The organism is Photorhabdus antumapuensis (assembly GCF_020387775.1).
In the GTDB taxonomy this organism is placed as follows: domain Bacteria; phylum Pseudomonadota; class Gammaproteobacteria; order Enterobacterales; family Enterobacteriaceae; genus Photorhabdus; species Photorhabdus antumapuensis.
Window position 1 is genome coordinate 149,788 of sequence record NZ_JAHZMK010000033.1, and the last position, 16,425, is coordinate 166,212.

General features: G+C 42.3%; 13 protein-coding genes. 6 read left to right on the forward strand and 7 right to left on the reverse strand.

Annotated features, from left to right (window positions below):
• Positions 1 to 37: 37 nt before the first annotated feature.
• The 3 genes from mazG to rlmD form a co-directional block, all read right to left on the reverse strand.
• Complete coding sequence (mazG, locus tag KZ793_RS14450) at positions 38 to 817, reverse strand: nucleoside triphosphate pyrophosphohydrolase (protein ID WP_225815972.1); 780 nt, start codon at positions 815 to 817, stop codon at positions 38 to 40.
• 154 nt (positions 818 to 971) lie between these two features.
• A complete protein-coding gene (gene relA, locus KZ793_RS14455) occupies positions 972 to 3,203 on the reverse strand; it encodes a GTP diphosphokinase (RefSeq protein WP_225815986.1) in 2,232 nt (743 codons plus the stop codon).
• Positions 3,204 to 3,244: 41 nt separating this feature from the next.
• Complete coding sequence (gene rlmD, locus KZ793_RS14460) at positions 3,245 to 4,561, reverse strand: 23S rRNA (uracil(1939)-C(5))-methyltransferase RlmD (protein WP_225815973.1); 1,317 nt, start codon at positions 4,559 to 4,561, stop codon at positions 3,245 to 3,247.
• Between the two features lie 53 nt (positions 4,562 to 4,614).
• Between rlmD and KZ793_RS14465 the strand changes: the two genes are divergently transcribed.
• Positions 4,615 to 6,966 (forward strand): ATP-binding protein, encoded by a 2,352-nt coding sequence (locus tag KZ793_RS14465; protein WP_225815974.1) that lies wholly within the window; start codon positions 4,615 to 4,617, stop codon positions 6,964 to 6,966.
• On the opposite strand, the gene dgt is transcribed toward KZ793_RS14465, so the two are convergent.
• Positions 6,950 to 8,476 (reverse strand): dGTPase, encoded by a 1,527-nt coding sequence (gene dgt, locus KZ793_RS14470; protein WP_225815975.1) that lies wholly within the window; start codon positions 8,474 to 8,476, stop codon positions 6,950 to 6,952. The genes KZ793_RS14465 and dgt overlap by 17 nt on opposite strands.
• A 126-nt stretch (positions 8,477 to 8,602) precedes the next feature.
• Here dgt and mtnN point away from each other — a divergent pair, with 126 nt between their 5' ends.
• Both mtnN and btuF read left to right on the forward strand, forming a co-directional pair.
• A complete protein-coding gene (gene mtnN, locus KZ793_RS14475) occupies positions 8,603 to 9,304 on the forward strand; it encodes a 5'-methylthioadenosine/S-adenosylhomocysteine nucleosidase (protein WP_225815976.1) in 702 nt (233 codons plus the stop codon).
• Between the two features lie 86 nt (positions 9,305 to 9,390).
• Entirely contained in the window at positions 9,391 to 10,212 is an 822-nt protein-coding gene (gene btuF, locus KZ793_RS14480; protein WP_225815977.1) for a vitamin B12 ABC transporter substrate-binding protein BtuF, read from the forward strand.
• 43 nt (positions 10,213 to 10,255) lie between these two features.
• Here the strand turns inward: btuF and erpA are convergent, their stop codons facing one another.
• The gene (gene erpA / locus KZ793_RS14485) at positions 10,256 to 10,600 is read right to left on the reverse strand and encodes an iron-sulfur cluster insertion protein ErpA (RefSeq protein WP_225815987.1); all 345 of its coding nucleotides are present in this window, start codon (positions 10,598 to 10,600) and stop codon (positions 10,256 to 10,258) included.
• A 331-nt stretch (positions 10,601 to 10,931) separates the two neighbouring features.
• On the opposite strand from erpA, the gene KZ793_RS14490 reads away from it, so the two are divergent.
• The 3 genes from KZ793_RS14490 to KZ793_RS14500 all read left to right on the forward strand — a co-directional run bounded on the left by KZ793_RS14490 (position 10,932) and on the right by KZ793_RS14500 (position 13,930).
• Positions 10,932 to 11,717, forward strand: coding sequence for a DUF1460 domain-containing protein (locus tag KZ793_RS14490; protein ID WP_225815978.1), 786 nt, complete (start codon positions 10,932 to 10,934; stop codon positions 11,715 to 11,717).
• Between the two features lie 50 nt (positions 11,718 to 11,767).
• Positions 11,768 to 13,051: a glutamate-1-semialdehyde 2,1-aminomutase gene (gene hemL / locus KZ793_RS14495; protein ID WP_225815979.1), complete on the forward strand. Its 1,284-nt coding sequence runs from the start codon at positions 11,768 to 11,770 to the stop codon at positions 13,049 to 13,051.
• Between the two features lie 291 nt (positions 13,052 to 13,342).
• Positions 13,343 to 13,930, forward strand: coding sequence for a beta-class carbonic anhydrase (locus tag KZ793_RS14500; protein ID WP_225815980.1), 588 nt, complete (start codon positions 13,343 to 13,345; stop codon positions 13,928 to 13,930).
• 980 nt (positions 13,931 to 14,910) lie between these two features.
• Here the strand turns inward: KZ793_RS14500 and KZ793_RS14505 are convergent.
• Both KZ793_RS14505 and KZ793_RS14510 read right to left on the reverse strand, forming a co-directional pair.
• Positions 14,911 to 15,369 (reverse strand): DUF6392 family protein, encoded by a 459-nt coding sequence (locus tag KZ793_RS14505; protein ID WP_225815981.1) that lies wholly within the window; start codon positions 15,367 to 15,369, stop codon positions 14,911 to 14,913.
• Positions 15,369 to 16,425, reverse strand: a 1,057-nt coding sequence (locus tag KZ793_RS14510; RefSeq protein WP_225815982.1) for an S-type pyocin domain-containing protein, incomplete at its 5' end; no start/stop codon positions are given. The genes KZ793_RS14505 and KZ793_RS14510, both read right to left, overlap by 1 nt.

Genomic DNA, 16,425 nt, shown 5'->3' on the forward strand with positions numbered 1-16,425 from the left:
CCTTTACTGCAAGAAACTGAAAATCTCAGCTTTGCGATTATTGCTTCTTAACCTGTTGCCACATTTGTTCCATTTCTTCCAATGTCGCCGCTTCCAAGGTGTGGCCTTGGTTCAGGATAAGTTTTTCTACTTCTCTAAATCGGTTCTCAAACTTATTGCATGCTTTTTGCAATGCAATTTCCGGTTTGTATCCCAGATGGCGGGATAAGTTCACAACGGCAAACAATAAATCGCCAATCTCCTCTTCCAGATGCTGTTGATCAACAACCGCCTGATGAGCTTCATCCATCACTTCGTCGATCTCTTCGTAAACTTTGTCCAGCACTGGCCCTAAAGTATCCCAGTCAAAACCAACTACAGCACAACGTTTCTGTATTTTATACGCTTTCATCAATGCCGGCAGACTTGTCGGAATGTCATCAAGGACCGAATGTAGATCTTTTTGCGCTCTTTCCTGCGCCTTATGTTTTTCCCAACCACTCGTAGCGACATCACTGCTGATATTCTGTTGCTGACCGAAAATATGTGGATGGCGGCGCTCCAGCTTATCGCTAATCGCATGGCAGATATCATCAAAATCAAACAACTGCTGTTCTTTGCCCATTTCAGCATAGAACACCACCTGAAATAATAGATCACCCAATTCTTCTTTCAGATCAGAAAAATCACCACGCTCAATGGCATCAATGACTTCATAAGTCTCTTCTAATGTATAAGGTGCGATAGTTTTGAATGTTTGTTGTTTGTCCCAGGGACATCCCTGTTGAGGATGGCGCAACTGCGCCATAATCTCTAATAACCGTTTTATACCCGTCATCTTTCAAGTTGCCTCTTTGTTGGCTGCACTCGCTCACCCCGGTCACATAGTTCGCTATGCTCCCGGGGATTCTCTCCCTTGCCGTCGCGATGCATCTTGAAATCCATAGTGTATATAGCAGATGATTTCATTTTTTATCCAAATTTTCCTGCGGTCAGTTGCCATGAAGACGTTTGGCTTCAATAACATCCGGTAACTGATTGGTTTTCGCCAAGATCCGTCCCAGTACTTGCAGGTTATAAATCTCAATATTCATATCAATGGTAGCAATCTGCTGTTTTACATCACTGCGGCTACTCACCCCAAGCACATTCACCTTCTCATTCGCCAGGATCGTGGTGATATCACGTAATAATCCACTGCGATCATTCGCAACGACACGCACAATCAGTGAGTAACCGCTGGAGTAACTCTCTCCCCAAACCGCATCTACTACCCTTTCCGGCGCATTTTCCTGCAACTCAGCCAGTTGTTCACAATCAACCCAGTGGATAGAGATACCCCGACCACGAGTGATAAAACCGACAATCTCATCGCCGGGAATGGGCTGGCAGCAACGGGCAATGTGATGCATCAAGTTACCCACACCTTCTACCACAATCCGCCCATCATTTTTAGCAGAACTGCGCTGAGGATGTGATTTACTCTCTAAATTGCGAAGCGCTTCCCGATCTGCATCTTCTGCGGTGGTTTTATTAAATTTGCTTTGCAAGAAATTGGTTAACTGGTTAATGCGGATATCACCCACACCAATGCCCGCCAACACTTCATCAAGTGTATGGACGTTATAACGGGCAATCAGCAACTTTTCCGCTTCTTTTAGGCTGAGATCCAGATGGGCCAGTTCGTTATCCAGCATCTGACGACCCGCAATAATATTTTTATCCCGATCTTGTTTGCGGAACCAATTATGGATTTTCGCCCGACCACGGCTTGTGGTGACATAGCCCAAGTTTGGATTTAACCAATCGCGGCTTGGGTTCGGATGTTTCTGCGTGATGATGTCAATCTGATCGCCCATTTGCAATTGATAGCTGAATGGCACAATACGACCACTAATTTTCGCACCGATACAACGATGCCCCACATCACTGTGAATATGGTAAGCAAAATCCAACGGCGTAGAGCCGGCTGGGAGATCAATAACATCCCCTTTCGGTGTAAATACATATACCCGATCATCAAACACCTGGCTGCGAACTTCATCCAGCATCTCACCAGAATCAGCCATCTCTTCCTGCCATGCGATCAATTTACGTAGCCATGCAATGCGTCCTTCATATCCCGCACGACTGCCCGCCATTGCCCCCTCTTTATATTTCCAGTGGGCGGCTATTCCCAATTCTGCATCTTCATGCATCTGACGAGTGCGAATCTGGATTTCCAGTGTCTTACCACCCGGCCCAAGCACTACGGTATGAATAGATTGGTAGCCATTAGGCTTCGGGTTAGCCACATAATCATCGAATTCATCCGGCAAATGACGATAGTGAGTATGTACTATCCCTAGTGCCGCATAACAATCCTGCAAACGTTCAACTACAATCCGTACAGCCCGAACATCAAACAGCTCATCAAATGCCAGCGATTTTTTCTGCATTTTGCGCCAGATGCTGTAGATATGTTTAGGACGCCCGTATATCTCAGTGGTGACACCCTCTTTGAGCGTATACTTACGTAATGTATTGACAAAGTAATCAATATACTGCTCACGATCAATGCGGCGCTCATGCAGTAATTTCGCAATTTTTTTATATTCATCAGGATGGAGATAACGGAAGCAGTAATCCTCAAGTTCCCATTTAAGTTGACCAATACCTAGTCGGTTAGCGAGCGGCGCATAAATATTGGAACACTCTTTCGCAGCCAATACACGCTCATCTTCAGTCTCCTCTTTAACTTCCCGCAAATGGGCAATCCGCTCTGCCAATTTGATAATGACACAGCGAAAATCTTCCACCATTGCCAGTAGCATCCGGCGAACATTATCAACCTGCACGGAACAGATTGAATCGTGATGAGTGGCTTTCAACTGACGAATAGCATCCATTTCCATAACGCCTTTCACCAGATTGGTAATCACACTACCAAACGCCTCGGTGACGGTTTGATCGTCAAGTAATTTGGCATCCATCAGCGGGAACAGTAGCGCAGCACGCATACTGTCATTATCCATACTTAGCGTGGAGAGGATCTCAACCATCTCTACACCACGCCATAAAAGAAGTTCTGAATCAGGATGATTTTGCGCTTTTTCGTGACAATAACGCCAGGTTTCGGCTAATGTTTCACCCAATTGAAGATTCGCTACATTTAAACTCGCGATCCACTTGTTTACTGCAAACTCTCCCGCAGGGGTTAAATGAGCACTTCTTACCGCAACCATAATCTCTCCCGACGACTTCATAGCGTCTACCCAACCACGATCTAACGACTAAATAGTACCATTGACTCCAGATGACCCGTATGCGGAAACATGTCAAGCATCCGCACACTGATAATTTGATAGCCAGCCTCAAGCAGAATCTTACTGTCCCGCGCCAATGTTGTTGGATTACAAGAGACGTAGACCACCTTTTCCGGCGCCAGCTTAACAATGTGTGACATGACGCCTACCGCCCCAGCACGCGCCGGATCTAATAAGACCTTGTTAAACCCCAGTTTCGCCCAGGGTTGATGATGTATGTCAGCTTCCAGGTTTTCATGGCAGAAAGATATGTTATCCAAATTATTTAATCTGGCATTATATTGCCCATTCGCTACCAACGTGGCAACCCCTTCGACTCCGACCACAGATTGCACTATGCGACCAATAGGTAAGGTAAAATTCCCCATTCCACAGAACAGATCGAGTACTCTGTCATTCGGTTGTAAATCGAGCCACTCCATCGTCTGAGCAACCATTTGTTGGTTCACCTGATCGTTAACCTGAATAAAATCTCTTGGACTGAAAACCAGTTTCAGGCCACCTACCTGATACCAAGGTTCCGAAGGTTCATTCAGCGATTCAAGTGAAGTTTCATCCGCCGCTAGATAGATAGCAACGTTGTGTTGCACAGAAAACGTGCATAGTTTCTCCTTATCTTCCTCTTTCAAGGGATCAAGATGGCGCAATATCATCAATGGACCATTATCTGCTAGCACCAATTCCACATGCCCTAACCGTTTAACCGCTTTCAAATTATTCAGACACTGAGATAATGGCTGCAATAACTGTTCCAGTTCAGGTCGCAAAACAGGGCATTCTTTTATAGCAACTAATTCATTGGATTGATTTTGCCGAAATCCCATCATCAGTTGGCGCTGTTTGATTTGATAATGTAAACCAAGCCTTGCCCGGCGCCGATAACCATATTCAGGACCAAGAATCACCGGCTTAGCAGAAACCGCTACACCCGTTTCCCGCTTGATCAGATGTTCGAGAACGTTGGCTTTACTTTCACGTTGTAAATCCGGTGCAACATGTTGTTGCTGACAACCGCCACATACTCCAAAATGGGGACAACGAGGATTTACACGATATGGACTGTCAGATAAACGCTTAACCAACTTTGCTTTTGCAAACTGGCGCTTCTCCTCCGTTAGTTGTACCTGTGCTTGTTCACCGGGCAATAACCCGGCGATAAAAATAGTTTTACCCTGATGGCGAGCTACGCCCTGCCCCTGGGCATCCAGATTATCAGCAGTAACTGTGATGATATGTCGATTTACTGTTCGGCGATTGGGGGAATAAAATTGCACCATGATTCTTATGGACTATGAATTATTAAGTTCTTATTTTCCCATAATGGACGATTATGACCAAATATAGCTTACGCATCCGCATGATGAGCCTGATTCTGGTTCCAATTTTACTGGTTGGCATGTTTTTCAGTATCTCATTCCTCTGTTATCACTATCGTGAACTGAAAAACCAGATTGTTCGATCCGGGATCAGTATTATTGAACCTCTTTCCATCGCCAGTGAAATTGGCATCAACCTGCATAACCGTGAACGTGTCAATTCATTGATAACCCGGCTTCACCGCAGAAATTCTGAGATAGTTCGGGCGATTGCTATTTTTAATGATGATAATCAGCTATTTGATATATCAAACTATAAATACAATTCAGCTCAACTACAGATAGCACCCGATATGCCTCTACCAACAACCCTGACAAAAATGGAGGTTAAAAACAGTATTATTTTACACATGCCCATTATTTCAGAACACCATTTATCTCAGAATCAGCAAAATTATGATACCCCATCTTTGCATCCAATTGGTTATATCGCCATTGATCTTGATTTACGATCAGCTCACTTACAGCAATATAAAGAAATCGTTATTTTTATATTGCTATTACTGATTTGCCTTAGTTGGGCATCACTGTTCGCCTACCATTTGGTTCGTAAGATCACAAAACCTATCAGCGATATGGTCAGTACTGTCGATAGCATTCGCCAAGGGCAATTAAACAGCCGTGTCAGAGGGAAATATTTTGGTGAATTAGATACGCTGAAAAATGGCATTAACGCAATGGCAAAATCGCTTTCCAGCTATAAAGAAGATATGCAAAATGATATTGATCAGGCCACGTCGGATCTGCGGGAAACAATGGAGCAATTCGAAATTCAGAACGTTGAGCTGGCAATAGCGAAAAAACGCGCGCAGGAAGCCGCCAGAATAAAAACTGAATTTCTGGCAAATATGTCTCATGAATTACGCACACCACTTAATGGCGTAATTGGCTTTACCCGCCAAACACTGAAAACATCTTTAACAATGCAGCAAACTGAATATCTGTATGTTATTGAACGTTCCGCTAATCATCTGCTGAACATTATCAATGACATATTGGATTTTTCACGGCTTGAAGCTGATAAATTGATACTAGAAAACGTTCCATTCCTGCTACAAGATACGATTGATGAAGTCATGGTTCTACTAACACTCAGCGCTAAAAGCAAGAATATTCAGCTAACTCACCATATTGATCCCCAAATCCCCAACCTGGTCATAGGCGATCCCACGCGCCTTCAGCAAATACTCACCAATATCATTGGTAACGCAATTAAATTCACTGATCAAGGTTCCGTGGAGATAACGATCAATCTGATACAACAGCAACACCATAAAATCAATTTAGAGATTATTGTCAGCGATACAGGTATCGGTATCAGCCCTGAGCAGCAACCGCATCTATTTCAGGCTTTTCATCAAGCAGATGCCAGTATTTCTCGCCGTTATGGCGGTACCGGCCTCGGTCTGGTTATTACAAGGAAACTAATCCGGGAAATGGGCGGAAATATTAGTTTTACCAGCGAGCCAGAAAAAGGTTCTGTTTTCCGTTTTGATTTGTGGCTAGGAAAAGATGACTTCATTCTAACCGACTCAGTTGTACCACAAAAAACACTTATCCATCCCCCGCGTTTACCCATGACAATCATGGCCGTTGATGATAATCCAGCCAACCTCAAACTAATAGGTTCATTACTGGAAGAAACCGTAGAAAAAACAGTGCTATGTAGCAGTGGAGAAGAGGCTTTGCAGTCAGCAAACTCTCACCATGTTGATGTTATTCTGATGGATATTCATATGCCAGACATGGATGGCATCTGTACTTCCGAACACATCCACCAACTGCCGCAACACCGCAGTACACCGATCATTGCGGTTACCGCTTATACCTGCCGACCAAAGAGCGATACAGATCAATCTCCGTTTGAAGATTTCCTGACTAAACCTCTCGATGAAGATCGTCTGAGATCGGTGTTAAATCGCTACGTCAAAATGCCAAAATCACAACATATTAACTGGGCATTAGCACTACAACAGGCAGTAGGAAAAGAGCAGTTAGCTATAATCATGTTGCAAATGTTGGTAGATTCACTGCCAACGATTAAAACAATCACAGAAAAAGTGTTGTCAGGAGAAATGGTGGAAGATTATCAACAGCAGATCCATAAACTACACGGTAGTTGCTGTTATAGCGGTGTACCACAACTTAAAGCCCTCTGCCAATTAATTGAACAACAATTACAACAAGGCATTCCATTAACGAATATCGAACCTGAATTGCTGGAACTGACAGATGAAATTGATCATGTCCTTACCGCCGCCCAAAAGATATTGAGTAGCGGCGAAAATATCAATTGCATACAATAAATCTGCGATACTCTTCGTAAGCATAATTATCTGTCATGCCACTGATGTAATCCTGGATAAGACGGGCACGGTAATAGAATTCCATTAGGTCTTTTTCAGATTCATCAGTGGCAACTATTTTCTCCACTGCTTCACCATAAGCCAGACGATGCTTGGTAGAAAGTTTGTGTAACAGTCGAGTTTCCATAAAATAGTCCTTGTGGAAATTGTTCTGGTTTAATTCCACAAAATCCTGACGAGCCATCTTCAATAACGGATAATAAAAATCCAATAACCCATTAATAACTCGATATCCCTGTAACTCCAATTCTTCAATTTCTGGATGATTAAACACTCTCTTACAAGCAATGTTCTTCAACGTTTTAAGTAATCGATGCTCCTCGCTCTTATCTTCAAGTAACGCTTGATTAAATGAACCCTCAAAAACAGCTGGAAGATGATCAATAAAACGACGAGCAGTATAAGGCACAAGCTTACCGGTAATATAAACCCGCAGATACATAAAAAATTGATCCTGCTGACTTCGACGTAATTCGTTACCATGAGTTCCCTTATACGCCTTTCTGACCGTCACATCGAATAGATCCCCGGCCCGATGACCGCCGTTCCCTTGCCACTCCTGTTCCAAATATTCCATCAATGTATCGACGCTAAAAATCGCTTTTTCAACAGCATCATCCAGATCAGCAAGACAATAAGAGATATCATCTGCTGCTTCCATAATATAAGTCAGCGGGAAGCGGCAAAACTCACCCATCTTAAGCTCACGACGCAATTCACGGACAAAATTCTTTTCCGACCAATAAAAACCGGGTTTTTTCATCAGATAATTAAATTGATTTGGTGTTCCTTCAAGACGAAAAGCAGGACAAGTATATTTTAGAATACAGCCAACCTGGGCATAAGTCAGATTGAGTTTTAATAAGCTATGCACCATACGGATAGCCTGAGCATTCCCTTCAAACTGACATAAATCTTTACGCAACTGGCGACGAAAGAGATCTTTTTTCACATCACCACACAAACGCAACGCCAATATTTCGCATCGATCTTCTCGCTTAATATTTTCCAAGGAAAAATTAAGATCGAGCTTTCTGGCAAACCAATCTTTAATTGCCGCTTCACCAAAATGACCAAATGGCGGATTACCAATATCGTGCATTAAACAAGCCATTTCAATCAAACTTTCAAATGATGACAGCCGTTTATCCAACCCGTAATAAGCCAGCAAATTACGCGTTTTCAATTCGTTAATAATCGTTTTAGAAATATAGCGCCCAACCTGTTGCACTTCCAATGAATGCGTCAGGCGACTGCGGACAGCCGCATTATTTTCTAACGGAAAAACCTGTGTTTTCTGCTGTAAACGGCGAATAGCCGCTGAATTCATAATCCGCCCACGATCGCTTTCAAACTGACGAATAACCCGTTCTTCATCCTCAGGATCAATATCATACTGACGATATTTACGCTGATAATTAAGCTTCTGACTAAAGTCTATCCCGGACATTTATCCCCCGACTTGTGAGATAGCACTGCTTTACACCACAGATTATCTGATTGTTTCGTATTAGATGTTAAACTCAAACACGGAATGATTTTATATGATTAATTAATCAACAGCGAGTATGACATCATGAAAGTAGGCGTGATAGGTGCTATGAAGCAAGAAGTGACTTTACTGCGCGATCAAATTGAAGATCGCCAAACATTGTCACGAGGTGGCTGCGAAATCTATACCGGTAAACTCAACGGCGTGGAGATCGCTTTATTAAAATCCGGTATTGGTAAAGTTTCTGCTGCAATTGGTACAACTTTGCTGCTTGAACATTGTCAGCCTGATGTGATTATTAACACCGGATCAGCGGGTGGTCTTGATCCGAAGCTACAAATTGGTGATATCGTGGTATCCAGCGAAGTTCGCTATCATGATGCTGATGTTACCGCTTTTGGTTATGAACCCGGTCAGATGGCACAATGCCCCCCGGCTTTTTTAGCGGATGACCCGCTAATTGATCTGGCAGAAAAGTGTATTCATTCACTGAATCTGAACGCAGTACGTGGGCTGATTTGCAGTGGTGATGCATTTATTAATGGCGCGGAACCACTGGCACGTATCCGGGCGACTTTCCCACAAGTGACGGCGGTAGAAATGGAAGCCGCAGCAATAGGGCATGTCTGCCACCAATACAACACTCCGTTTGTAATTGTGCGTGCTATCTCTGATGTGGCGGATAAAGAATCTCATATCAGCTTTGATGAATTTCTTGCCGTGGCAGCCCGCCAATCTACATTAATGGTCAACGCAATGCTGACAACGCTGAGTAAAGACCAATAATATATTATTGAAAGAATCACGCCCTGATTAATATTTTCGGGCGTGTTTGCGGGCAACATATTTCATGTTTTAAAGAGCGAACATCAATGAAATGGATAAAAAGCACGGGTTCAATTGGATTATTGCTTTTACTGTTTCTCAGTAGTTTCAGTCATTTTCTGTATGCTACACCCTTACGGGTAATCAGTTTATCTCCGTCAACCACAGAATTGGCCTATGCCGCCGGGTTAGGTGACAATCTGATTGCAGCCAGCGCCTACTCTGATTATCCCCCTCAAGCCCGTAAACTTGAGCAAGTAGCCAACTGGCAAGGCATTAATTTGGAACGAATTATTACCCTTAAACCCGATTTGATTCTGGCATGGCGTGGCGGTAACCCCCAACGTCCATTGGAACAACTCGCTTCTTTTGGTATTAAAATCTTTTATTCCGATCCTACCACCACCGAACAGATAGCTCAGGATTTAGAGCGGCTCGCTGAATATAGCCCTCATCCTGAACAGGCAAAAAAATCGGCGACTGAACTTCGGCAACGATTCACTGCACTGAAACAAAACTATGCCACTACAACCCCAAAACCAGTCTTTTTACAATTCGGCACTCAGTCTCTGTTTACTGCCTCAGGACAGACACTGCAAAGTGAAGTGCTTTCAATCTGTGGTGGCAGAAATATTTTCGCTGACAGCCCCGTTCCCTGGCCACAAGTAAGCCGTGAGCAAGTACTTACTCGGAAACCTGAGACGATTGTTATCAGTGGTGGGCAAGAACAGGTCAGACTAATTGAAAATTTCTGGCATCCACAATTGCGTGCCAAAGTGATTACATTACATGAAGATTGGTTTCATCGCGCAGGACCACGCATCATTCTGGCAGCAGAACAACTATGTATAGGAATATCCCGCGAATAGGCCATATTATATTCACAGCCCCATCGCGGGAAATCGCCTGGAATCAGATACTAAAAGAAGAGCCACAACCACAGGTTGTCTTCGCATTAGGGTTCGTGACGATAAAACGTGAACCTTCCAGACCCTCGGTATAATCAACACAGCCGCCAACCAAATATTGCAGGCTCATCGGATCAACAACCAACTCCACACCCTGTTTCTCAATGGTCATATCACCTTCATTTATTTGATCATCAAAGGTAAAACCATACTGGAAGCCACTACATCCTCCACCGGTGATATAAACCCGTAAACGCAAGTTTGAGTTTTCTTCATCCGAAACCAAGATTTTCACTTTGTTAGCAGCAGCATCAGTAAACTGCAAAGGTAATGCGATATCATCGCTCATCATTTTTACTCCAGACCGGAACCCGGCAAAAACATTCAGAAATTTGCCGATCATTAATAACTCGAATTATCCAATACCTGATTAGTTCGTTCAAGTTTTGTCATTTTGGTAACACACGAACCGCCAAAAAATTATCACACATTTGTTTACCATTGATGCTACCTTAGCGACAAATGCCGACCTTTTATAATAGCCTCAAAGGGCGGTAAGCCGCCACGTATAGTTAAACCCTCCGTCAATCAATCAACGGTTAAGAAAGAAAAAATATTGATTTATCATCATGATTAGTTACTTTATTGAATATTTTTCAAAGTAACCACATGGAGTTCCTATGCGAAAAATGTTGCCACTGATGCTTGCTGTCACCTTGGCAGGCTGTGCTGCTCATAGCAAACAAGTCGATATTGACAGCTATGCCTCGAAAAAAATTAATGAAATTATAGAAAATCAGGTAAAACCGGGAAATAAAGATAATCCTGGTGAAATAATAAAAAACGTCTCTTATCAATTCCTGGGCACACCCTATGCCGCAAATAAACTCATTGGTTCCCCTACTGAATCTGAAAAATTAGTTATAGACTTCAACGGGCTAGACTGTTTTACTTTCCTTGACTATGTAGAATCGCTAAGGAAATCCAACGACCAAAATGATTTTGTAAAAAATCTCATCCAAACAAGATATATCGACGGAAAGATTAGCTTTTTGCAAAGAAAACACTTCTTTACAGACTGGTCAACCAGAGAAAAATTAAATGCCAAAGATGTAACAGATGAAATAAGCTCCTCTTACATAAGAATCACCAAAAGTCTAAATAAAAAGGCTGATGGTAACAAATATATCCCCGGGCTAAGTGTTATCAAAAGAGATATTAAATATATTCCTGGCGATAAAGTCGATGATTCCGTTATTAAGAACCTAAAAACGGGCGATTATATTGGAATATATACTCATCTTGCCGGGCTGGATGTTACACACACAGGGATTTTTATTATGACAGATCATGGCCCAATGCTGAGGAATGCATCCTCACTTGCTGCGAATAAAAAAGTTGTCGATTCGCCATTTCTTGATTATGTCAAGAATAAACCCGGAATTATCGTTCTAAGAGCATTATAATCCGTGGGGCAAACGACAAACCCACTTAAAAATAGATTCAGGAGCCTTCCATGAGCCAATCCGACATCCTCTATTCTCAGGCAAAGCAACTTATTCCCGGCGGTGTCAATTCTCCGGTACGTGCATTTAACGGTGTTGGTGGCACGCCGCTGTTTATCAAACATGCTGATGGCGCTTATCTCTATGATGTTGATGGTAAAGCCTATATCGATTATGTCGGCTCTTGGGGGCCAATGGTACTGGGACATAACCACAGCGCTATCCGTAACGCCGTTATCAAAGCTGCGGAGCAAGGATTAAGTTTTGGCGCCCCCACCGCCGCCGAAGTGGAAATGGCACAATTGGTAACTGAACTGGTGCCATCAATGGATATGGTACGCATGGTCAACTCAGGCACAGAAGCGACCATGAGTGCTATCCGGTTGGCCCGTGGCTATACCCATCGCGATAAGATCATCAAATTCGAAGGTTGCTATCACGGCCACGCTGATTGCTTGCTGGTGAAAGCTGGTTCTGGCGCGTTGACTATCGGCCAACCAAATTCACCGGGGGTTCCAGTTGATTTCGTCAAACATACACTAACCTGTACCTATAACGATTTGAGTTCAGTTCGGGAAGCGTTTGAAAAATATCCTCAAGAGATCGCCTGTATTATTGTCGAACCTGTCGCCGGCAACATGAACTGCGTACCGCCATTACCTGAATTCCTACCCGGTCTACGCGCGCTGTGTGATGAATTCGGTGCTTTGTTGATCATCGACGAAGTGATGACCGGTTTCCGCGTCGCCCTATCCGGCGCACAATCTTATTACGATGTCGAACCCGATATAACTTGCCTTGGCAAAATCATTGGCGGAGGTATGCCCGTTGGCGCTTTCGGCGGGCGTTATGAAGTGATGGAGAAATTAGCCCCCATTGGCCCTGTTTATCAGGCTGGAACCTTATCCGGTAACCCGATTGCAATGGCTGCCGGCCTTGCTTGCCTGCAAGAAGTTTCTCAGCCCGGTGTACATCAACGCCTGACTGAGCTAACAGATAATTTGGCTACTGGCCTGACGAAGGCAGCAAAAGTGGCTGGCATTCCGCTGGTGGTTAACCATGTTGGCGGTATGTTTGGCATTTTCTTTACCGATGAGGAAAAAGTATCTAGTTATCAGGATGTGATGAATTGCGATATTGAACGTTTTAAACATTTCTTCCACCTGATGCTTGATGAAGGGGTTTATTTAGCCCCTTCTGCATTTGAAGCGGGTTTTATGTCTATCGCTCATACTGATGAAGATATTCAACGTACTGTTAATGCTGCCGCCCGCTGCTTTGCCAAATTGAAATAATTTCTTTATTTTCAAATAATAGCGCCGTATTTTTACATTCCTACGGCGCTCTTAAACAGTCCAATCTTCGATATGCAATCCAGAGCCCTTCAAAAAAACACCCTGTTTCACTTGACCAGTACAAAGGATACAAGTATATATTTTCATAAATTTTATTTATGTATTCTGTGTTTTCAGACTCATATTCATTTATTAAATAGATATTCTGGCTTTATCAAGAAGTTGAGTTTTATTTCTATCTTTTTGTTTTACATTATAATTTACTAAACCAAAAAATATGAAGGAGAGAGGATGAGCAACGTTATCAAAGAAATAAGTGATGCTAATATTGCATATGCAGAAACTTTTGGTGATGATAAAAAAAATCTTGGTTTACCGGCTGTCAGACGATTTGCCATATTGACTTGTATGGATGCTAGGCTGGACCCAGCAAAATTTGCAGGTTTATCTGAAGGTGACGCTCATATTATTCGTAACGCAGGCGGAAGAGCCAGTGATGATGCCATTCGTTCACTTATCATTTCTTACAAACTTTTTGGAACAAAAGAGTGGTTTGTCATTCACCATACTCATTGTGGGATGGAACTTTTTACAGACAATATCATGGGCGATCTACTGGAAAGCAGCCTGGAAAGTGTAATCATGACGGATGAGGGATTTAAAGATATCGGCAACGGCACAGGCTCATCCGAGGGAAAATATATCAAATGGCTTACTATTGATAATCAAGTTAATAGTTTAGTTGAAGATATTCACCGTATTCGTACTCACCCCCTTGTGCCCGCAAATATCGCTATATATGGGTACATCTATGATGTGAAGTCAGGAAAATTAATTGAGGTTCCTGAAGCAACAAGCATTGTAAATGTAGAGTCGTGAATCAAACTTGTTGGTATACCATAATCATTGAAGATGTGTGATTTACTCCCCACACTCAATCACAAGTGATTAGCGTGGGGTTTCTTATCAACGATTTTATACTCTGCTTATTTTACTGCTATAACCATTTAAAAATGTGAATACAGGAATATTATCCGAACAGACTGGTATTTAAACGCTTTCTCGCCATTATTTTATGAAGGAAACTCTAAAAATAACGCAACAAAAAAATGGATAAAACGGTTAATCTGGCAGGATTTAAGCCCTGAAAAAAGTTGATTATCCGTAATCTCATCAGGTTACTTACTGATTTATCAAGATAAAATAAAGGATGGTAATTTATTAAAACTGCCCAGAATTTCCGGTAAAACAACGTCAGTAAAAATAAAATCGGGTATGATTAACGTTCATTAAACGTAAAACCACGATATGCCATGATGATTAAACTTGATAAAAAGCAGACGTTAAAAGTGGTAAAAACCATAGTTGAAAAAATGGTTAAAAATTTATACCGATTAAAACCAATGATTAACATCATGGCTTTTAAAACAGTTTAAAACCGGCTTATTATAAAATTATCAGTGAAAAATGAAAAACAAAAATTAATGCTATTAATACTTATATCCATTTTGGGGAAAAAGAAAAATCAGAACATGAGTCGTTTAATCATAAAATACATTTTCCAAAATGAAATGATTTTATTAACGTTTTCAATCTGGAGTAAACTTTCTCGTAGAGAGATTAAATAATCATAATTAACACCCTTTATCCAAGAGAAATAATTAAGAAATTGCTCTTAAATAAAGAATTTCCTAATAAGATTTTATTAGACTATTTATTAATACTTTAACATTAACCACCATTTTTGACCGGATCCACATGATGGGTTTCAAAAGAACACCTTTTTCCTAACATATAAACACGGATAACGGTTTATTAACCGCTATCCAATAAAAGTAGAAAAATATTCCAGAAAGCGCTTATACAATACGTTCAAAGATTAATGCATGCACCCGTAGATCAGCCAAATAGAGAAAACGAATTTCTGTATTAGGATATTGCTCACTCAGCTTATGTGTATATGAATCATATCCACCAACGATACCAATGACAGGGATTTTCTCTGGACTACCAACAGAATCAGGTTCCCCCATAAATGCTCTAACGATTGCTCTATCCATTGAATGTAAAAATGGATAAGGCATTTCTCCACTATATACACCACTATTGTCATAGATATTGGTCAACGTGAATTGTATCGATTTTAACTGCTTTGAAGCATCATCAAAAACAAGTCTCATACCTGATTCAGGTTTATAAAAAAATTCCTCATCTCCCTCAAACATATACTTAAATTTTCCAGCAGAAATAATTTTCTTTTCAACCAAAAAATCTGCCGTCAGCCCCAAGCTTTTTATGATTGCTATAATATCTACCATTATTCATACCACCCTTGCTCTTTGTTCAATCGGTGTAGCTCTTCCAATGCTTTGCTTAACTGCTCATCGGTATACCCCTCTTCCCGTAAAGCGGGTAATTGAGCATTAAAATTACTATCTACCGCTGTTTTCAAATCAGAAGCATCTTGAAGCTTTCTAGTCAAAGAATTACGACCACCATAGGTTTCACTATATTTTTGGTGTATGCGCTTAGGAATAGCTATAGCAACCCCTTCTTTCAGGATAGCTTCCAACTGATCCCCAGATAATTTATGTCCATACTTGCCTGCCAAATAAATTTTCAACGCTGCCTTAGAAGGAATATGATCAATATCCATTCCATCATTACGGCTACGCCCCGCAAGATCATTATATTCCCCTACCTCCAGCGGTTTCACCGGCGGCTTACTCAAATACACATACACCGGCGGCATATTCGGAATAGGGAGAACCAAAATATAATCGCGGAAATCCTTCTCTTCCGGCATAGGTAACGATTCAATATCGCTGCCCACTTTATCCGGGATAGGCAACACGGTTATTTGCGACGGAATAAACGGTCGTTCTTCATTCCCGGTATGGGCTGGAACCTGAAACTCCTGCTCGTTCGGCGTCCATAAAATCGTTGGCCTATTCTCCCCCGGTTCCCAGAACTCGTAATTACCGGTGGTCCGATTCAGCGTCATCATGCGAACCGGCACTTTATCCAGACCGCCTTCCGGGCTGACATGATATCCCTGAACCGTTATCCTGCCGCTTTTTTCATCTCTGATCCAGCGAAAACGCACGCGAGTAGAAGCTTTACCGTACTGTTCCGCTATCTGTCTCAAGCGATGCGGGGTTAGGTAATCTTCCTCACCGTCATTCAACTCCGGTGAATAAAACAGCCCCATTAACCCAACCGTTACCGGATTGGGTGCCGCCAGCCAGCGCCCGGCACTGGTGGCATCTCCACCAATGTAACGCATCACCAGCCCTTCCCCTTCCGCTACCGCGCTACGGGCAGTTGCGGCCACGGCGGTAGCGGCTGCTTTGGCTTTATCTTCACCATCACGG

What these genes read in the sequence shown, in the direction of transcription:
- mazG (WP_225815972.1), bottom strand. Translation starts at nt 817, where the DNA reads ATGACGGGTATAAAACGGTTATTAGAGATTATGGCGCAGTTGCGCCAT.
- relA (WP_225815986.1), bottom strand. Translation starts at nt 3,203, where the DNA reads ATGGTTGCGGTAAGAAGTGCTCATTTAACCCCTGCGGGAGAGTTTGCA.
- rlmD (WP_225815973.1), bottom strand. Translation starts at nt 4,561, where the DNA reads ATGGTGCAATTTTATTCCCCCAATCGCCGAACAGTAAATCGACATATC.
- KZ793_RS14465 (WP_225815974.1), top strand. Translation starts at nt 4,615, where the DNA reads ATGACCAAATATAGCTTACGCATCCGCATGATGAGCCTGATTCTGGTT.
- dgt (WP_225815975.1), bottom strand. Translation starts at nt 8,476, where the DNA reads ATGTCCGGGATAGACTTTAGTCAGAAGCTTAATTATCAGCGTAAATAT.
- mtnN (WP_225815976.1), top strand. Translation starts at nt 8,603, where the DNA reads ATGAAAGTAGGCGTGATAGGTGCTATGAAGCAAGAAGTGACTTTACTG.
- btuF (WP_225815977.1), top strand. Translation starts at nt 9,391, where the DNA reads ATGAAATGGATAAAAAGCACGGGTTCAATTGGATTATTGCTTTTACTG.
- erpA (WP_225815987.1), bottom strand. Translation starts at nt 10,600, where the DNA reads ATGAGCGATGATATCGCATTACCTTTGCAGTTTACTGATGCTGCTGCT.
- KZ793_RS14490 (WP_225815978.1), top strand. Translation starts at nt 10,932, where the DNA reads ATGCGAAAAATGTTGCCACTGATGCTTGCTGTCACCTTGGCAGGCTGT.
- hemL (WP_225815979.1), top strand. Translation starts at nt 11,768, where the DNA reads ATGAGCCAATCCGACATCCTCTATTCTCAGGCAAAGCAACTTATTCCC.
- KZ793_RS14500 (WP_225815980.1), top strand. Translation starts at nt 13,343, where the DNA reads ATGAGCAACGTTATCAAAGAAATAAGTGATGCTAATATTGCATATGCA.
- KZ793_RS14505 (WP_225815981.1), bottom strand. Translation starts at nt 15,369, where the DNA reads ATGGTAGATATTATAGCAATCATAAAAAGCTTGGGGCTGACGGCAGAT.